The following is an 18,702-nucleotide window of genomic DNA, read 5'->3' as shown; positions in this document are numbered from 1 at the left end:
TTAAAAAATGGTTTTCCGTGCAAATGTTAATGTTCCCTTAATATTTCTTATATTTTTAGTCACTTTCATAATGAGCTCTATACCACTTTTCTCTTTATTTATGTATGAAACATTATCTATTGTAATCATTTTTCCAGTCATCTTTCTTACTACAGCAGGTTTTATATTATGGTACGCAAATTCTATTACATATATTTTCTATGAAGATTACTTATTAATTAAAGGCGGAAAATTCAAAAGTAAAATCTCATATGAAGACATAACAGAGGTTTCTTCAACAGAAGAACCATTCACGGGTTACCGAATTACATCATCTGAAAAGGGTATTGAATTATTTTACAAATCTGCTATCGGTGGAAGTATAAAGGTTTTACCAATGAACAAAATAGAGTTCATTACGGAGTTAAGAAATCGATGTCCTAATGTACAAATTCCTAAATTCGATTAAAGTATAGTTTAAAAAGGCTACAACTCGTCTTCACATGAGTTGTAGCCTTTTATTTATAATCAAACCCGTTTTTTCACCATATTAATTTTCTATATATATAACGAATTCCAAAGTTACTACATCAATGTATACAATATCGTTATTTCGTCTCAATTAATACATCTTTTGCATAAATCGTAACCTCAACAAATGGACAATCAAATAAGACGCCAAGTTCAAAGCCGTCTTCAGTAAGGGCCATTTCATGATAAAGCCACCAAGCACCTTCAAAATTTTCTGGCATAGAACATTTCGTCACTCCTGTAAAAGTTACTTGAAGTTTTTCGAAATCACTAAAAGTACCACTACAATCTAAAGTTATAGATAAAATATCTTCTGACTTTCTCTCTACAGTTAAAATTTCACTATCATGTAGTGGTGCTTCATGTAATTGAACAACATTTGGCGAAAGTTTTTTCTTAATGGAATTAAAATATTCTAAGTATGATTGATCTAATTGCGCCATTCTTTTCTCATAATCTGCTGTCCACTCTAACAAAAGTTCCTTTAATCCATTAGGGGGGTATTCTGAATCAATAGTGTTGTTATGAAAGTATGGATGTAGTATTTCAGGAAGATAATTTAATAAATCTTCTTTCCTTTCTTCTACTTCATCTTTCAAATTTTGTATATGATCGGGATCTATTTCTTTCTATTCTTCTATTGATTCTATGAAATGTACAAATCCTGAAATTTGCATTTCTTTATACCAATCTCTTGTAAAATATTTCAATGACACCTCTCCTAATACATTCTATCATCCAAGAAAAGCAATGTATTCGCTTATTATATCATTCCAATAACCATTTTTTCTAAAGAAAAAATGTAAAACTGTAAATATTCTGCCTATTATTTCTAAAACTTCAGAATATTTACAAAACTATAGAATTGGAATACATTTTAACTTGTACAAGATTCATCTGTACAAAAATCTAAACAAAAAGGGATGGTTATATGTTGAAGAAATTAGTAGCAGGGACATTGGTAGCGGGTTTTGCATTAACAGGAGGATTAGGAGTCGTAAGTGCTGCAGAAAAGGAGAATACAATTAAATCATTTGATTATTTAAAAGTGGATGAAAAGAATGTTAGTACATTTGCAAAATTAAGTGATCAAGCAAAAAAAGACATCCAAATTACAATGGTTTTACCTAAGCAAAATGAAAATGGAGATTGGTTAGCTTATGGTTTTACTAGCAGAGAAACAATGGAGGCTTTTATTGAAAAGGATAAAAAAATACTTAAAAATCAAATTAACCCTTTAGGTAGTGGTGCTGGTAGTACTGATTTTTATGAACATCAAAATAAAGGCGGACAATATATTTACTGGAGCAGCGGGTTTAAAAACTTACCATCTAGCTGGAACGACAGAATTTCCTCTGTAAGTACAGCATCACCTTCTGCAAGTTATTCAACGACGCTTTGGGAACATACTTCAACACAAGGATATGGAAAGGGTGTCTTCTTTAGACATTCTGAATGGTATGGTAAAACTGCTAATTTAGCTGCGGATTGGAATGATATAACTTCAGCAATTGAAATCAAGTAGTGACAGGGCATTTCAATTGAACTAATGAAGATGTCTCAAAACCACTATTCTCCCTTAGATTTAAAGAGAGAATAGTAGTTTTTCTAAAGTTCTTTTGCTAATATTGCTTTAGCCGCTAGAAAGACCAGTCATTTTAAGACTGGTCTTTTCACATTCAAGTATGCCCAGCATGTCCTACTTCCTAAAGTAATGCTTCATGAATTGCTTCAGATAATGTAATAATCTCTCATTATATCAGCAGTTACTTCTGTATGAATCATTACCGTTCCTTGTCCAATTAGTTCTGTTGCGCGAGGACCGATAATAGATATTCCTACAATTTCTTGATATTTAGGCTCCACAATGACTTTTACTTTCCCTGCTTGTTCTCCTAAAATAAGGGCTTTCCCATTCGCTGTAAACGGGCATTCTCCAATGAGAATATCTCATATTGTTCCCTTAATAAGAGAATCATTTCTTTATTCATTATCAAAACTCTTCTGTAATTTCCGAATGTAAATAATTTGTCCAATATGATATGCATTATGGGTTGTTACATTAGCTAGCACTTCCCACCACTTTGCAGAAACAGGAAATCCCACTACATCACTTTCAATCTTTTCTTCATTTATGAGATTTTGCCATTGTAACAGTTTCTCTAATAACTTTTCTCTTAACTCTTCAAATGTTTGATTATTTGATAACATAAAACTTTTGTTATTATCTCCAATAGCGGGCACAGCATTAACATTTGATTCTTTGTACCTTTTTTGCCACGTCGAGTTCCAATACAGTAAATGTTGTACAATTTCAGCTATACAATTACTCTCTTCATTAGGTTTCCAGAAAGCTTCTCTCTCAGATAAATCCTTAACTGCATCTGAAAATGGAATATACCAACTCGGATCATTCGCATTTGCTAATAACTGATCTGCTAATACATCTTTCGCATGGACCATTTTTCTTCCTCCATTTCATCAACTTTTATATTATACTCTCTACTCTATATACGGTGATGCGTTACAATTCCCTTCTTTCAAAACCATTCCATACATATGTAAATTAAGAATCAATAAGCACTTTAATAATAAATAAGTTCCTGAAATATGGAAATGAAACGAATATATATAAACAATATATAAGATTAATAGATTTTCTCTTTACAACTCGTTATGATAAAAGAAAAAGAAAGCGAGCGACAAATGAATAAAAAAATCGCGGTTATTACAGGGGCATCAAGTGGATTCGGACTATTAACTACATTTGAACTTGCGAAAAAAGACTATATAGTCATTGCTACAATGCGAAACCTTGAAAAACAAGCAAACTTACTATCTCAAGCTACTAAACTCAATTTACAACAAAATATAAAAGTTCAACAATTAGATGTCACAGATCAAAGCTCTATACATAACTTTCAATTATTTTTAAAGGAAATAAATAGAGTAGACCTTCTCATTAATAATGCAGGATATGCAACTGGAGGCTTTGTAGAAGAAATCCCAGTAGAAGAATACCGTAAGCAATTTGAAACGAATCTTTTTGGAGCTATATCAATCACTCAGCTCGTTTTACCTTATATGCGTAAGCAAAAAAGCGGGAAAATCATTAATATAAGCAGCATTAGCGGTCAAGTCGGATTCCCTGGTTTATCCCCTTATGTATCTTCAAAATATGCATTAGAAGGCTGGAGTGAATCGCTTCGCTTAGAAGTAAAACCTTTTGGAGTAGATGTTGCTTTAATCGAACCAGGTTCTTATAACACGAACATTTGGGAAGTTGGTAAACAACTAGCTGAAAACCAATCTGATACGACCTCTCCTTATAAGGAATATATGGATAAAATACAGAAACATATTAATAGTGGCAGCGATACATTTGGTAATCCGATAGATGTTGCCAATAAAATCGTTGAAATTGCAGAATCTAAGCGTACTAATCTACGATATCCAATTGGAAAAGGTGTAAAGTTTATGATTTTTGCGAAGAAGATTCTTCCGTGGAGATTGTGGGAATTTCTTGTTTTGAGGAGTTTTAAGAAAATGTAACTAATTTTATTAGGAAATTATGTACCGGGGGTGCTAATCAAATGCTAGGTTTACCATATGGTAAAGTGTTTTTAGTTCCATGGACCGAAGAATGGGAAAGTGAGTTTATAAAAGAGAAACAATTAATCGAGGAACATATTGGCGAATGTATTTTAGCAATACACCATATTGGCAGTACCTCCATCCCATATTTAAGTGCAAAACCTATTATTGATATAGCTATAGAATTAAAAGATTTCAAAAATGGTCTAAATTGTATTCCAAGATTAGAACAATTACATTATACATATAGAAAAGATGTATTGCCCGAAAGGTATTATTTCAATAAAGGTGAACCAAGAACTCATCAAATTCATATGTATGAACAAGGGAATAAATATTTAATGGAACAATTAAAATTCAGAGATTACTTAATAGATAATAAAACTTCTCGTATACAGTATGAACAGTTAAAGATCCAACTTTCACAAGCTAATCCTAATGATAAACATAAGTACGCAGAGGATAAAACAAATTTCGTTAAATGCATATTAAATAAAGTTAAGGAGTAATAACATAGTAATTTTTCACACGAAAAGTAACCATTTATCACCTAGCAGATAAATGGTTACTTTTTATTTTATTGGCTAGCGCACTTTTTCCAGCCACAGCCATCAATGCCTATTATTATAAGTGATTGCTCTTTATATTTTTCATGAATCCGTTTTAAAATCACATCTAAATCCAACCTAATTCATCCCCTTATATCCCTTTCATTCCATTAATAATGTTTTATGTAGCAGGTGGAACGAAGTAAAATAGCATCGAAGTCATAAAAACAAATGTAAATACTCCAATTAGTGAAAATATATAATCTTTCGATTCTCTGTCATACTTCCATTCCATCCATGCTCTTAAGATCAACGTACCCCCTAAATAAGTGAAAATGACATAAGCAATATTAACACTTTCGAATTTAAAGATAAAAATAAAGCTAGTTATTAAATAAATAAAAAGTAGTCCTATTTCCAATTTTTTATGTAAACTATTTACATGTTTTTTATATCCCCAAAAACCTATCTTTGGCATATTCAATTTTTTTCTTAAAAACTTATCAAAAAAATAGACAGCTATACAAAAAACAATACTTATAATCCAAAAAGTAGAAGTTCCCATTAACATTCCTCCTATTACCCCATTGAATTATCTAAAATAAAGTGGACTATATTACGGTTATTCTCTTCTAAATAACTTAAGATTCCTTCAGGGTATGTTGGCTTTGCCTTTAATTCCTCTATACTTTTCCAGATTAAAATAATATCCTCATGCTCTTTGTGCCTTATTTCATTTGTAACTACTTCTCGAACAGTTCCCCAATGTATTAATGTACAGTGATGTCCCTTTTCTCCGTTCCATTCAAAAATATTCTCATTTACAACTGCTAATTCTTGAACAAAAACTTTTAAATTATATTCTTCCCATAGTTCTCGTGCTATTGCTTCTTTTGCCGTTTCACCAAATTCGATGGAGCCACCTGGAAAACGGTAAAATGATTCATTCTCATCACATTGTACTAGTATTTTTGTGTGTTCTTCGTTTACAATCATTACTTCTGCCCGTAAACGCGGTATAATCATTTTCTCCTCCTTTACCTTTTCTCCGGCTGATCACTCGGATACGTAGCATTCCCTTTGTTTTCAACATCCCAACTAATAATTGTCGCACTATCTCGCCCTAACTGATGATGAACATGTTCTAAAACATTGTGAATATTTTCTTTAAGCGTGTTATTATTTCTATTCATATCACTATACAGATTTACATGAGTTTCATATCGTCGTTCTCCGCATTCTAATACCCCATCTGTCACCATTACAATTCGATTGTTACCAGTACGTAATTCACGAATCCCTGATGAATAGCACGGAATAGGTAAATCAAATGTATTAACATTACCAATCCATTCGTAAAAATGACGTTGATTTAATGTATATTGTCCTAATTTATGTAATTCTTCATGAAATACATACACTAGACAATCGCCAATAGATAGCCACCATATAAAATTATCTTTTCTTACACAGATTAAACAAGCTGTCTCACCTTTAATTTTTTCACATTCTTCTTTAAATGACTGTGATTGAAAAATTGTAAGTATATGATTTTCAACAGATCGAAATACTGTTTCAATTGATTCTTTCATAATCACTTTTATATTTTCATATTCTTTTTCGATTGTATGTACTACTAATTCAACACTTTCTGCGCTATTGTGTCCGTCTAATATAACAGCGAATTCCCAGTCACCATTTGACCAAACTAACGCACCATCTTCATTCTTTTTTGCTCCGGCACTTATATTACCACCGTATTTACCGAGCACGATATCACCATAATGTTTAACTGAGATTTCTCCTAAACACATTTCTGTATTTCCAACCCATGAATATTGTGTATTATTTGTTGTATGCATACTCATTTACCATATACTTTCGTATTCTTTCGCATAGTTTTTTAATTTCATTTGAATTTCCATATGGTGCCCCAGTCCAATTTGCTACCTCAGTCGGTGACCAAAACTCTTTTGGTGTATTCGGATAACGCGGTATAATGTGCATATGCATATGTGGTACACCATTTCCTGAAACAAAAGTGTAAATATGTTCTGCACCTTCGCTTTCTTTTAGCGCTTTACTTACTCTGCTTGTTATGAGTCCGAATGCTTTTGCCTCATCTTCAGTTAATTCAGCTAGACCAGGTACATGTCTTTTTATATCAATCATTACGTAACCAAGATATGTTTCTTCCTTTTCCCAATGGACATGTCCAACGTATATGAGATCGTCTTCATAAATAGCACCACCTGGAACTGGAATATTTCCTTTGTGTTTTTCGCAAATGAAACAGTTTTTATCTGCTGGATTATTAATTGACATATCCATCACCATCCTTTCCATTTATAATATCATAAAAAAAGGAAAAACAGGTTTTATATTCCGAAAATTCACTCTCTTTAGTTAGCAATTTCCTCATTAAAATCATATACGATCCAATCAAATTTCATATTTCAAATTTACAATTGATTATTTCTTCAACACAATAATCCCTATACAAATTCCAATGACAATTCCGATTACTAAATTATCAGTAAATAAACTAGGTACTACACCGATTACAATACCTATAGCGATACCAATTGTCATTGCGTCATTTCTTTTTGTATTATTAGCCAAAATTGCATCTCCTCTCATAATTTCTCCTCATATAATATCCATTTACATGAACGTTACTATCTCCTAATATATTTGCTTTCCTGCTTAAAAATTTCCAAAATATGTACTTTATTACTTTTCCATTCCCCCTACATAATCCTCTTCATTTGAAAGGATTTTTAAGTCACCATTACATATACATAGGCATTTACTATAAGAAAGAACAGTAATTCATTGAAGGAGGAACGATTCAAATGCATCCTCATTGGAATCCAAATCTAAATCAACAATATGTTTACTCGCCCCACGCCGCAAGGAATACACTGCATTATGATTCTCAGTATATGATGAAGCGCATTGCAAGCCTTGAAAGCCAATTAGCGAAATTAATCTCATTAATCGAAGAGAATAATCATTTAATAAAATCAATGGAACAACAGCAAAATCAAGTTTGTGTACCAGCTGGCGGTTCTGTTATTGTTCGTATGTAATTTTTTCGAACAAAAAAACACACTTTGTATAATAAAGTGTGTTTTCTTTTTATCTTCTTTTTTGATGAAATCCTTGTGTAATGCGGTCTAATATAATCGCAATCACGACGATGGCTAGTCCCGCTTCAAATCCCATTCCGATATTTACTTGTGTAACAGAACGGTACACATCGACTCCAAGTCCTGGTGCTCCTACAAGTGATGCTGTTACGACCATTGATAATGAAAGCATAATACTTTGATTTATACCTGCCATAATTGTTCCGGTTGCGAGCGGTAATTGCACTTTAAATAGTTTTTGCGATGCGGTTGAACCAAATGCATTCGCTGCTTCAATTAAATCCTCTGGAACTTGTCTAATTCCTAGGTCAGTAAAACGAATTGTCGGCGGCATTGCAAAAATAACTGAAGCAATAATACCAGGAACAACACCGACACCAAAAAACGTAATGGCTGGTATTAAATAAACAAAAGCCGGCATTGTTTGCATAAAATCTAATGTCGGTTTTAAAAATTTTGAGAAACGTTCATTTTGAGATGCTAATATCCCAATTGGAATTCCGACAATAATGGAAATAATAACGGAAGTAAGTACGAGTGCTAATGTTTGCATCGTTTGTGCCCAGTAGTTAATATTTAAAATAAATAATAATCCGATGAGCGTAAAAATGACTAAAGATAATTTCCTCGTTGTGTACCAAATGAGGAAACACAAGATAATAATCATCAATATGGCTGGTATTATTGTTAAAAAATTAGTGAGTAAATCAACGAATCCACCGATAATATAAGAGAATCCTCGGAACAAGCCTTCAAAGTTCTCATATAAACTCGCAACAAATGAATCAACCCATTCGCCTAATGGAATACGCGGAATCTTATTCATCGTCCTTCACCTCTTCCTCAATGTTTCCTGCAAGAGCTTGAATGACACTTTCACGTTTAATAATTCCTCTTAACCTTTTCTTCTCATCAATTACGGGTAACGGATATTTCATTTCCGCCATTTTTGCATACGTTTCCTCAAGTAAAGTATCTAAATAAACATGCGGAATATCGTTAAGTAATAAATCAGCAATTGGCCACTGTTTTTGTACTGCTTTACTCGCATCATCTGCGGTTAATATACCTAAGAACTCATACTTTTTATTTACAACATATACTGTAGAAACACCAGCGTTCCTCATAATTTGAAGTGCTACACGCGGCCCACGGTCAATTAATAAAGTCTCCGGTCGTTTTAATATAGATTCCGCGGTAATTACTTTTCCTAAATTAACGTCCGCAACGAACTTCTCTACAAACTCATTAGCAGGGCTCATCATAATTTCTTCCGGCGTTCCAATTTGAACGATTTCGCCATCCTTCATTAATGCAATACGATCCCCAATTCGCAGCGCTTCATCTAAATCGTGTGTAATAAATATAATTGTTTTTTCCATTTTATCTTGTAACTCTAACAATTCATCTTGCATTTCTTTTCGAATTAGTGGATCTAATGCACTAAATGACTCGTCCATTAGTAATACATCTGGATTATTCGTTAGGGCCCTTGCGATTCCAACACGCTGCTGCATACCGCCACTAAGCTGACTTGGGTAATTATCTTTATGATGATCTAGTCCTACTAACTGTAGCGATTCTAACGCCTTATTTTCTCGTTCCTCTACTGGAACTCCTTGAATTTCTAACCCGTAGGCAACGTTTTGTATCACTGTACGGTGCGGAAATAAAGCGAACTTTTGAAACACCATGCTCATCTTCGTTCTTCTCACTCTTCGTAATTCTTCTTTCCCCATCGTTGCGATGTCTTCACCATCTATGTATATATGACCTGCGGTTGGTTTAATTAATTGGTTTAGCATACGAACTAACGTAGATTTCCCGCTACCTGACAACCCCATAATAACGAAAATTTCTCCAGAGTACACTTCAAACGTCGCCTTTTTCACACCAACGTTCATTCCTGTCTCTTTCAAAATTTCTGATTTGCTTTTTCCTTCTTTTAATAAGGTAAGCGCTCTTTGCGGGTGTTTCCCAAATACTTTTGTTACATTTTCAACACGCACCTTTGTATTATCCATGTCACTACTCCTTTTCTACCCATCTATTCACATAGTGTTGCGATTTTACAAAGAAATATTACATAAAAATAACATTCATAAGCTTTCTTTAAAATTCTCGTTTCCGTTCATAATAAGAATGCTTACTTATACATTTATTTAAAAAGGCAAAAGTTTTTTGGGAGGTTTTCAATGAGAAAGAAAATATGGCTTATATGCCTTGCATTATTTATTACCATGATTTTCACTTCATGTAATGCAACAAATGCAAATTCGAAAGGGAAAATTAAACTTGGTGTAACAAGTTGGAAAGAAAATATTGCAACTGCAAACATGTGGAAGGTTTTATTAGAACAAAAAGGCTATAAAGTTGAACTCATGTATTTAGAAAAAGCTGCGATTTGGACTGGTGTTGCTCGTGGTGATGTTGATGCTAATTTAGAAGTATGGCTACCAGTTACGGATAAACCGCTAAATGATCGTTATAAAGATGATATTGTCTTAAAATCAAAATGGTATGAAGGTACTGGACTAGGTTTAGTCGTTCCTTCCTATATGAAAAACATTAACAGTATTGAAGATTTAAACGCTCATAAAGATGAGCTAGATAATAAAATCGTTGGGATTGAACCTGGTAGTAGCCTTATGAATTTAACGGATAAAGCAATGAAGGCATATGATATAAAATTAAAACTTGTCCAATCTTCAGAAGCTGCGATGATGAGTGAACTAAAGAAGGCATATACGAAAAAGAAACCAATCGCAGTTACGCTTTGGAATCCGCATTGGGGCTTTTCAGAATTTGACTTAAAATATTTAAAAGACCCTAAGAAAGTATATGGTGAAAAAGACGACATTTATTACTCTGTTCGTAAAGGTTTCGAAAAAGATCATCCCGATATTGTAAAATACTTTGATAAATGGAAAATGAACGATGAGCAGCTTGGTACGTTAATGGTCATGTTAAATAAAACGAAAGATCCGGAAGAAGCTGCACGAAAATGGATTGAAAAGAATCAAACGTTAGTTGATGAATGGGTAAAAGACTAATAAAACAGGCTAGAGAATTAGCATATCCTCTAGCCTGTTTTATCTTATTTTTTCGTAACAACATCATCTACAATCCCATATTCCTTCGCTTCTTCTGCAGTCATAAAATAATCTCTTTCTGTATCATGTGCTACTCTTTCAACCGGCTGGCCTGTTTTTTCTGCAATCATTTGATTAATATCATGCTTCAACTTTAATATTCTTTTTGCTGTTATTTCGATTTCAGTTGCCTGCCCTTGCGCACCACCAAGCGGTTGATGAATCATAATTTCACTGTTAGGCAGCGCAAACCGTTTTCCTTTTGCACCTGATAATAATAGCAATGCACCAAATGACGCCGCAAATCCCATACAAAGTGTTTGCACATCCGGTTTAATTAGATTCATCGTATCTAATATCGCAAAACCTGCTGTCGTTGAACCGCCAGGACTATTAATATACAGGAATATGTCTTTCTCCGCGTCTTCTGCTTCTAAAAATAATAATTGAGCCACTACACTACTCGCTACTTGATCGTTAATTTCTGAACCGATCATTATAATGCGGTCTTTTAATAACCTTGAATATATATCATAGGAACGTTCTCCTAATTTCGTTTGTTCTACGACGTATGGAATTGTATTCATTTTTAATCCCTCCAATAATTGTTATGCCGCGCAAAGCATACAACTGTAGGAAGAAGGCTTTTTCGCACCAAATAGTAAGACTGGCTGCTTAGATGGTAACTTAGTAAAATCTATTGTTGGAAGAAGCTTTGTTAACAATTCCGGCCTTTCTTCACGAATAGATGTTACTACAATTTCAATATCATCTGTGTATTCGACTATCTCAATTCCTTCTTCACTTACAGTTTTCAATCTATTTCTACTCCTAAATAAAGAAGCTTTCACTGCTCCTTCTGATACAGAACATACTTTAGCAATATCAGCGATACTATATTGAAAAACATCCTTTAATAATAAAATTGCGGATTGTTGTACATTTAATGAAGATAATACTTTCCCTACCATTTCATGCAAATCTGCAATTTTTTGGTGTGGTTCTTCAAAAGTAATTTGTTCCTTTATTTTTTCATGAACTGATTTCGACTTCATCTGGTCTAACCAACGATTTCTGGCTATTTTATATAGAAGCGTCATACAAATATCTTTATTATCGTATTTTTGAAGAACTTTACAAACTGTTTCTTGGGCGAGATCTTCACCGTCCCATTTGTTTTTCGTTAAAAACATACAGTATCTTTTTAACTCTGCATGATTTTCAATTAAAAAATTTATATTTGAATGATTCATATCGATATGATTATTTAAAACCTGAGTTATTTTTGTGCACAAAATAACCACTCCTTTTCAGCGCTTACTTAATAAACGATTGATTAAACGAAAAAGTTACGGGGCTTATAAAAAAATAATGTTTATGTTCGATAATTCGCGGTCATAAATATGTTATGTACAATTTTACGTGAGGAGGAACAAATTTGCCAAAATTAACAATTGAAGGTGCTGGAACTTTTGATGTGACAGAAGGAACAAAGTTAGTATTAGCTATTGAAGATAACGGTGTACATATTCTCCATCGTTGCGGCGGAAAAGCACGTTGCACAACTTGTAGAGTAGAAATTATAGCGGGTGATTTCTTGGAAGCGAGCGCAAATGAAAAAAATGCGATTACGGAAAAAGGAATTGAAGATCATTTACGCTTATCGTGTCAAATGCGCGTACATAAAGATATAGTCGTTCGTCCGGTACTTACCGTTGAAAATTCAGGTCTTGATGCTGGACCACGTCCGGCGGAGTAAAGTGATGAATTTAAAACAGCTCGCTGGCGAATACGCCGCTGACTTTGTGCAAGACAATATGAAAATTGGACTTGGCACAGGCTCTACCGTATACTGGATGATACAAAGGTTAGGAAAACTTGTACAAGAAGGTTTATCCATTCAAGCTGTACCTACATCAAAAGAAACCGAAGTATTAGCACAGCAACTAAACATCCCGCTAATTTCCTTAAATGACATACAAACTCTGGACCTTACAATCGATGGAGCTGATGAAATTGATTCGAATTTACAGTTAATAAAAGGCGGCGGTGGTGCATTACTTCGCGAAAAAATCGTTGCCTCCTCCTCTAAAGAACTAATAATTATAGCTGATGAATCGAAAATCGTTACACATTTAGGTGCATTTCCGCTACCTGTTGAAATCACACCTTTTTCATGGAAACAAACTGAAAATAAAATTCAATCTTTAGGGTGTCAAACAACATTACGTTTAAAAAATAATGAAACCTTTATAACCGATAACAATAACATCATTATTGATTGTGTATTCCCTAATCATATATCTAATCCTGCCAATTTACACGATCAATTAAAAATGATTACTGGTGTAGTTGAAACAGGATTGTTTATAGATATGACGAGTAAAGCGATTATTGGAACAGAAAACGGCATAAAAGAGTTAAAAGGCTGACTAATAAAAGTCAGCCTTTTTCTACTATTACGTTACAATATGATATACTATGAAAACACATTCATATCGCACTAGAAAGGACTGAACATTTTGCAATCCAAACTCATAACAGAACTTACAGATTTAGAAACTGCCTTTCATATTCGAAAAGAAGTATTTGTAAAAGAACAAGGTGTTCCTCTTACAGATGAATTCGATATATTCGATGAAATCGGCGAGGAATGTAAACATATTTTAGTTTATTATAATGAGATTCCTGTAGGTACAGGCCGTATACGATTTGTTGAAGGCACTGGAAAATTAGAGCGAATTTGTATTTTAAAAGACTACCGTAAATATGGACTAGGTAAAGTAATTATTCAAGCATTAGAAGAGATTGCCCGAAACAAAGATGCAACAAAAGTGAAATTACATGGTCAAACACAAGCGGAAGGATTTTATGGGAAATTAGGCTATCAAACTTCTTCTGATATGTTTATGGAAGATGGTATTCCTCATATTCTTATGACAAAAGTATTGACGTAATAAAAAGGGTATTATATGCATCTACATTATGGATTCATATAATACCCTTTCTGTACCCTATTCGTCTCTTTCATAAAACCTATCATATTCTTCACTGTAATGGATTATTAATTTCCCTTTTAAACCTGCATTGATTTGAAAATTATTGTCTTTCGAATTGCTGTTTGATAACTTTTTGATAATACTCATGATTACTTAATAACTCATCATGAGTTCCAAAACCTGTAATTCTACCATCCTCTAATACAATAATTTGATCAGCATCTACTATAGTAGACAATCTATGTGCTATTACAAAAGTTGTTTGTTTATGAATTAATGTATTTATAGCCTTTTGTACTTGTTTTTCTGAATCAGAATCTAGATTTGCTGTAGCCTCATCTAATAACAGGAAATCAGCATCACGCATTAAAGCTCTAGCTATTGCAATACGTTGTTTTTGTCCACCCGAAAGTTGATTACCTCTTTCTCCTACCGCCGTATTATAACCATCCGATAAACCAGCAATAAATTCATGTGCATTTGCAAATGCTGCGATCTCTATCAATTTATCATCTGTAACCTTATCATTTTTTCCATATAAAATGTTATTTCTAATTGTACCTGAAAAAATTGGAGTATCTTGCGAAACATAACTAAATTTCTGTCTCCATTCTTCTACATCTATATTTTTATAGGATACATCATCTAATAAAATATCTCCATTAGTTGGATCATAAAACCTTTCTATTAACGAAAATATCGTACTTTTTCCAGAACCACTTGGTCCAACTAGTGCTGTTAAAGATCCTTTCTTAATTTTAAAAGAAATGTCTTCAATAACATTTTCTTTTTCATCATAACCAAAAGAAACATCTTTAAACTCTAATTGTGCTGGAGATCCAATACATGCTTTAGTAACAACTTGAACTTCCTCTTCTTCTTCTAAAATGTCAAATAATCTTTTCATAGATCCTTTTGCCTCTTGAAAACTCGTTAAGAAATGATTCATTTGTATAAAGGGAGACATAATTTGAAACAAATACAATAAAAACGCTACTAACTCACCAGAACTAATAAGACCTTGATCTACTCTCCAGGCACCAAAACCTATTACACCAATTAAAACTATAGTAGTAAATGTCCCTAAAACTGGAGTTAATATAGAATTAAGTTTAGCCCTCTTTATTCCATTCTTATAAAGAAATTCAAAATGTTTTTTTCCATTTTCCGTTTCTTTCAATTCAGTATTATAAGATTTCACAAGCTTTATTTCAGAAAGGGTCTGTGATAAATAAGCCGTCAACTGAGACATTTTATTTTGTTCTTGAAAAGAAAGGTCATATACCTTCTCTCCCAAAGGAATTACAATAAAAAGGGTTATCGGTACTACTAAAATCAAAACCAATGTCATTGGAACATCTAACGTAAATAAAATAATTAAAGAAAGTATTAACGTTATACAACTCGTGATTAAATCAACAATTTCAGATGAAATAATATTCACTATTGCAGTAGTATCACTAGTTATTCTACTTACCATCTCACCAGATTTATTATCATTGTAATATTTTACAGGTAATTTTAAAAACTTCTCCCAAAGTTTTTCACGCAAGTTTTTCACTATTTCCTCCCCTACTTTAGATAGTAGATAAAGAGAAAATGCTGAAAAAATTATTTCTAAAATTAACAAAATAGAAATTTGACTTATTAAACCAAAAGATATACCATTTGAAAGTTCATCCATTATATCCTTTATTAATAAAGGTATGATCAATGAAATTACACTTGAAACAATAGATAATATTAATCCTGAGATAAAATGAATTTTAGAAGGATTAGTTATCTTCCACATTTTCTTTATTGAAAAATTATTTTCCTCTTCCATATTCTTATTACTCCTTTACATCGCTTAATTTAAATAGTATTTCAATATGATAATACAATTTTATGACCACAAAATACCATTTTATCATTATAAAGCGAAATACGGAATGATTACAGGAATTCAACTTTTCGTCTTACTATTAAGAATTTTTGTTTTATATTCAAAAAAGTGGTGATTTAAATGGCTAACACCACCCATCCATTAACTTAAATGAGTGTAATTCTCCACTTTATATAACACGAAACTGTTAATATATTTATAAAAAAATGCCTATACCATGTAGTATAGACACTTGTTTTTATATAAAATTAAGCTTTGAATTAAATATCATATTTACTTTTAAACTTTAAAATCTCATCAACAGCTTGCTTATAACCACCTGATTTTCGGAAAGACTCCTTCATATTTAAAGCAGCTTCTGTAAATGAAGGAGTCTTTAATACTAGCTCTACACTTTCACGTAGTTGCTCCTCGGTTAATTCTTTCATATGTAATTTAACTCCTGCTCCAAGATCTGCTACTTGCTTTGCAATTACTGGCTGATCTGCACTTTGCGGAATTACAACTAGTGGAACCCCGTTATATAATCCTTCATGCGTACTATTCATCCCACCATGTGTAATAAATAATTTCGTATATGTTAGAAGTTCAGTTTGTGGTACATAATTTTTCACAATGAAGTTTTTCGGAATATCACCTAAATTACTTATTTTCGTTTTATTGCCAACGGACATAACTATTGTATGCCCACTATTTTCAAACGTCTTAATACAAAGTTTATAAAAATCAAGCGCTTCATTAAAAACAGTACCTAGAGAAATATAAATCAGGCTTTTTTCTTCAATTGAAGTAAAATCAAAGTCTTCATTTTTTACTTGTGCAGAAATAGATGGGCCTACAAATTTATATGTTTCATCAAACGTATCACCAAAAGGTTGGAACTCCTTAATTGTATACACAATAGTGAGTGGTGCTGGATTACAAAAAACTTCATATGGTGATTTTATTTCAACACCATATTTCTCTGCAATTCCTTTTGTTAAGTTTTGAAAATCATTATGTATTCTATCCTGAATTTCCAGCGGGATATTTTTAGAAAGATGGTCTAACATTTGTTTAAATGATTTTTCACCCTGTGCAAAAGATGTGCATGAATTAATTGCTGGAAGTTTAAGAATTTGAGCAATTAGATGGCCCGATCCAAACATAGAATCATGAATCATATAATCAAAATGTTCCCCTTCAATTTGTTCCAGAACGCTTGGTATTACAATATCCGCTGTATGTAGAAGGCCATTAATTCTTTCTTGTAAATAATTTCGGCCACCGGAAAGAAACGCTTTTAAAAATTTTTGATCATCAATCGTTTGTACAGTAGCACCTGTCTTCTCAATACGCTCCCTGAAAGCTTCTATTGAAAAATAAACGACCTCTTCACCACGGGAAATCAGTTCCTCTACAACTTGTAATGTTGGATTTATATGTCCTTCTGATCCAGCGTTAATGAATAAAACACGTGCCATTAAAAACACTCCTTAAATTTAAAAATTTCTATGTTATAAAGAGTATGGATACTTTCCATACTCTTTACGTTGTTATATGTATCATTTTCCTGCTAAATTGACCTAGCAAGTCTAAAACCGAGATCATCTATATGAAATGTAGGATGGCTACGACGGCGACAAGTAGCTCCGCAACCTCTAGCAGCTTCAGCCCAACTGCCTCCACGAAAAATCCGGTACGATCCATACACTTTTTCATCATACAAATCATAGCACCATTCCCAAACGTTCCCTAACATATCATAAAGTCCCCATGCATTCGGTTCTTTTTTACCGATCTCATGAATCTGTCCTTCTGAATTTTCATTATACCATGCTATTTTCTGAAGTTCCCCATACGTATATCCCGTTGTCCCTGCTTTACATGCATATTGCCACTCAGCTTCAGAAGGTAATCGGTAGCCTTTGGACTCTACATTACAACTAACCTTTTGGTCGTCATCACTAATGGAATAATACTCTGTTAATCCCGCTTTTTTAGAAAGTAAATTACAAAAGGCAACTGCATCATTCCATGAAATATTTACAACTGGTTTATGATTATCTTTATTATTATTTGCTGTACTATTCGTAATAGCATAATATGTTTCCATCGTTACAACATACTTTGCAAGAAGAAATGGTTTAATTTGAACTTGCCATTCTTTTTTTATTCGATCATCTCTTAATACTACCTCTCCTGCTGGAATATTAATCATTAATGAATCGATCATTTGAATTAAATCGTTAGCCATTTTCTATTCCTCCAAACATTCATTTTACATAGATTAATAAGGATGTACTCATAACAATATGCAATTTGTAGAAAATATTAAATTTATCATAATAAAAAACGATTAGTTTTATTAAACTAATCGGTAATATCCACAAAGGTTTGTTACGTCACAATCTATTATTGTATGTGATTTAAAAACTTCCGAACCTCATTTGGAGATTTTAAAACAATTACCTTTTTCTCTTCCGACAATTTCTCCAATCCTTTTAAAATTGTAGGTCGTTTTGCATTAGGATATTCCCATATCCATTTGAAAAATTGCAAATCAAACCTTTCTTCACATCCCGCGCCCATATCTGGTCTTGTTTTATTTCGATACTGGATCATCCTTTTAAAAGCGCGATAAATACAAATTGTTCTATGAATATCAAGGAAGATAATTGTGTCCGCTGCATTCAGTCTTATATCCATCGTCCTGCCGTAATTCCCATCAATAATCCACTTCTCATCTTTAATTAAGTTTTTTTGAACTGTTATTTGTTCTTCTCTCGGAACACCTTCCCAATTCGGTTTCCAAAATAGTGCATCAAGATGATGCACCTTAATATTTAGTTTATTTCCTAACTGCTTTGCCAATGTAGATTTTCCTGAACCACCAGAACCAATTAATATGATTTTTTTCATAAAGGGCTCCTTTTTAAAATC

23 protein-coding genes and 3 pseudogenes are annotated in these 18,702 nt (G+C 32.9%); 9 read left to right on the top strand and 17 right to left on the bottom strand.

Translation table 11 applies throughout. The features are described 5' to 3' along the window. Positions 1-70: 70 nt before the first annotated feature. The gene (locus MR065_RS08605; protein WP_242213313.1) at positions 71-448 is read left to right on the top strand and encodes a PH domain-containing protein; all 378 of its coding nucleotides are present in this window, start codon (positions 71-73) and stop codon (positions 446-448) included. Positions 449-587: 139 nt separating this feature from the next. Here the strand turns inward: MR065_RS08605 and MR065_RS08600 are convergent. After that, positions 588-1,220: pseudogene (locus MR065_RS08600) on the bottom strand (DUF4085 family protein). Between the two features lie 221 nt (positions 1,221-1,441). On the opposite strand from MR065_RS08600, the gene MR065_RS08595 reads away from it, so the two are divergent. Next, positions 1,442-2,035 (top strand): hypothetical protein, encoded by a 594-nt coding sequence (locus MR065_RS08595; RefSeq protein ID WP_242213312.1) that lies wholly within the window; start codon positions 1,442-1,444, stop codon positions 2,033-2,035. A 181-nt stretch (positions 2,036-2,216) separates the two neighbouring features. Here MR065_RS08595 and acoL read toward each other — a convergent pair. Beyond that, positions 2,217-2,460 (bottom strand): annotated as a pseudogene (gene acoL / locus MR065_RS08590) (dihydrolipoyl dehydrogenase); the annotation flags it as partial. Positions 2,461-2,493: 33 nt separating this feature from the next. Next, on the bottom strand, positions 2,494-2,973 hold the full coding sequence (locus MR065_RS08585) for a DinB family protein (protein ID WP_097903659.1): 480 nt from the start codon (positions 2,971-2,973) through the stop codon (positions 2,494-2,496). 243 nt (positions 2,974-3,216) lie between these two features. Here MR065_RS08585 and MR065_RS08580 point away from each other — a divergent pair, with 243 nt between their 5' ends. Both MR065_RS08580 and MR065_RS08575 read left to right on the top strand, forming a co-directional pair. Continuing rightward, positions 3,217-4,062 carry an oxidoreductase gene (locus tag MR065_RS08580; RefSeq protein WP_242213311.1) on the top strand — a complete coding sequence of 282 codons (846 nt, stop codon included), beginning with the start codon at positions 3,217-3,219 and terminating at the stop codon, positions 4,060-4,062. A 41-nt stretch (positions 4,063-4,103) separates the two neighbouring features. Beyond that, the gene (locus tag MR065_RS08575; protein WP_242213310.1) at positions 4,104-4,613 is read left to right on the top strand and encodes a GrpB family protein; all 510 of its coding nucleotides are present in this window, start codon (positions 4,104-4,106) and stop codon (positions 4,611-4,613) included. 55 nt (positions 4,614-4,668) lie between these two features. Here the strand turns inward: MR065_RS08575 and MR065_RS08570 are convergent. From MR065_RS08570 to MR065_RS08545, 6 genes and pseudogenes are all read right to left on the bottom strand, one after another. Next, positions 4,669-4,789, bottom strand: a pseudogene (locus MR065_RS08570) (uridine kinase); the annotation flags it as partial. 44 nt (positions 4,790-4,833) lie between these two features. Then, on the bottom strand, positions 4,834-5,217 hold the full coding sequence (locus MR065_RS08565; protein ID WP_242213309.1) for a DUF4181 domain-containing protein: 384 nt from the start codon (positions 5,215-5,217) through the stop codon (positions 4,834-4,836). Positions 5,218-5,231: 14 nt separating this feature from the next. Continuing rightward, positions 5,232-5,678, bottom strand: a complete 447-nt coding sequence (locus tag MR065_RS08560) for an NUDIX domain-containing protein (protein WP_242213308.1) — start codon at positions 5,676-5,678, stop codon at positions 5,232-5,234. A gap of 11 nt (positions 5,679-5,689) precedes the next feature. Beyond that, positions 5,690-6,520 (bottom strand): PP2C family serine/threonine-protein phosphatase, encoded by an 831-nt coding sequence (locus MR065_RS08555; RefSeq protein WP_242213307.1) that lies wholly within the window; start codon positions 6,518-6,520, stop codon positions 5,690-5,692. Then, positions 6,498-6,989 (bottom strand): HIT family protein, encoded by a 492-nt coding sequence (locus MR065_RS08550; RefSeq protein ID WP_313895157.1) that lies wholly within the window; start codon positions 6,987-6,989, stop codon positions 6,498-6,500. Before MR065_RS08550 ends, MR065_RS08555 begins: the two co-directional genes overlap by 23 nt. A gap of 135 nt (positions 6,990-7,124) precedes the next feature. Then, positions 7,125-7,292, bottom strand: coding sequence for a glycine zipper domain-containing protein (locus MR065_RS08545; RefSeq protein WP_098266507.1), 168 nt, complete (start codon positions 7,290-7,292; stop codon positions 7,125-7,127). 215 nt (positions 7,293-7,507) lie between these two features. On the opposite strand from MR065_RS08545, the gene MR065_RS08540 reads away from it, so the two are divergent. Next, complete coding sequence (locus tag MR065_RS08540; RefSeq protein ID WP_242213305.1) at positions 7,508-7,744, top strand: hypothetical protein; 237 nt, start codon at positions 7,508-7,510, stop codon at positions 7,742-7,744. A 49-nt stretch (positions 7,745-7,793) separates the two neighbouring features. On the opposite strand, the gene MR065_RS08535 is transcribed toward MR065_RS08540, so the two are convergent. Next, entirely contained in the window at positions 7,794-8,630 is an 837-nt protein-coding gene (locus MR065_RS08535) for an ABC transporter permease (RefSeq protein ID WP_242213304.1), read from the bottom strand. Next, positions 8,623-9,828: a quaternary amine ABC transporter ATP-binding protein gene (locus MR065_RS08530; RefSeq protein ID WP_098380612.1), complete on the bottom strand. Its 1,206-nt coding sequence runs from the start codon at positions 9,826-9,828 to the stop codon at positions 8,623-8,625. Before MR065_RS08530 ends, MR065_RS08535 begins: the two co-directional genes overlap by 8 nt. Positions 9,829-9,999: 171 nt before the next feature. Between MR065_RS08530 and MR065_RS08525 the strand changes: the two genes are divergently transcribed. Beyond that, positions 10,000-10,857 carry a glycine betaine ABC transporter substrate-binding protein gene (locus MR065_RS08525; protein ID WP_242213303.1) on the top strand — a complete coding sequence of 286 codons (858 nt, stop codon included), beginning with the start codon at positions 10,000-10,002 and terminating at the stop codon, positions 10,855-10,857. Positions 10,858-10,901: 44 nt separating this feature from the next. On the opposite strand, the gene clpP is transcribed toward MR065_RS08525, so the two are convergent. Together clpP and MR065_RS08515 are read right to left on the bottom strand one after the other, a co-directional pair. Beyond that, entirely contained in the window at positions 10,902-11,483 is a 582-nt protein-coding gene (clpP, locus tag MR065_RS08520) for an ATP-dependent Clp endopeptidase proteolytic subunit ClpP (protein WP_242213302.1), read from the bottom strand. A 21-nt stretch (positions 11,484-11,504) separates the two neighbouring features. Beyond that, positions 11,505-12,191 (bottom strand): RNA polymerase subunit sigma-70, encoded by a 687-nt coding sequence (locus MR065_RS08515; RefSeq protein WP_242213301.1) that lies wholly within the window; start codon positions 12,189-12,191, stop codon positions 11,505-11,507. 143 nt (positions 12,192-12,334) lie between these two features. Here MR065_RS08515 and MR065_RS08510 point away from each other — a divergent pair, with 143 nt between their 5' ends. From MR065_RS08510 to MR065_RS08500, 3 genes are all read left to right on the top strand, one after another. Continuing rightward, the gene (locus tag MR065_RS08510; protein ID WP_098768542.1) at positions 12,335-12,655 is read left to right on the top strand and encodes a 2Fe-2S iron-sulfur cluster-binding protein; all 321 of its coding nucleotides are present in this window, start codon (positions 12,335-12,337) and stop codon (positions 12,653-12,655) included. A gap of 4 nt (positions 12,656-12,659) precedes the next feature. Further along, on the top strand, positions 12,660-13,328 hold the full coding sequence (gene rpiA, locus MR065_RS08505) for a ribose 5-phosphate isomerase A (protein ID WP_242213300.1): 669 nt from the start codon (positions 12,660-12,662) through the stop codon (positions 13,326-13,328). Between the two features lie 90 nt (positions 13,329-13,418). After that, positions 13,419-13,853 (top strand): GNAT family N-acetyltransferase, encoded by a 435-nt coding sequence (locus MR065_RS08500; protein WP_242213299.1) that lies wholly within the window; start codon positions 13,419-13,421, stop codon positions 13,851-13,853. Between the two features lie 142 nt (positions 13,854-13,995). Here MR065_RS08500 and MR065_RS08495 read toward each other — a convergent pair whose 3' ends face one another. From MR065_RS08495 to MR065_RS08480, 4 genes are all read right to left on the bottom strand, one after another. Next, a complete protein-coding gene (locus MR065_RS08495) occupies positions 13,996-15,720 on the bottom strand; it encodes an ABC transporter ATP-binding protein (protein ID WP_242213298.1) in 1,725 nt (574 codons plus the stop codon). A 320-nt stretch (positions 15,721-16,040) separates the two neighbouring features. After that, complete coding sequence (locus MR065_RS08490) at positions 16,041-17,243, bottom strand: macrolide family glycosyltransferase (RefSeq protein WP_242213297.1); 1,203 nt, start codon at positions 17,241-17,243, stop codon at positions 16,041-16,043. Positions 17,244-17,335: 92 nt separating this feature from the next. Further along, positions 17,336-18,016: a formylglycine-generating enzyme family protein gene (locus MR065_RS08485; RefSeq protein ID WP_242213296.1), complete on the bottom strand. Its 681-nt coding sequence runs from the start codon at positions 18,014-18,016 to the stop codon at positions 17,336-17,338. Between the two features lie 158 nt (positions 18,017-18,174). Further along, positions 18,175-18,681: a DNA topology modulation protein gene (locus MR065_RS08480; protein WP_242213295.1), complete on the bottom strand. Its 507-nt coding sequence runs from the start codon at positions 18,679-18,681 to the stop codon at positions 18,175-18,177. Positions 18,682-18,702: the final 21 nt, after the last annotated feature.

The organism is Bacillus cereus group sp. BfR-BA-01383, from assembly GCF_022663495.1.
In the GTDB taxonomy this organism is placed as follows: Bacteria; Bacillota; Bacilli; order Bacillales; family Bacillaceae_G; genus Bacillus_A; species Bacillus_A cereus_AU.
This window is presented reverse-complemented; position numbering and strand designations above follow the sequence as displayed.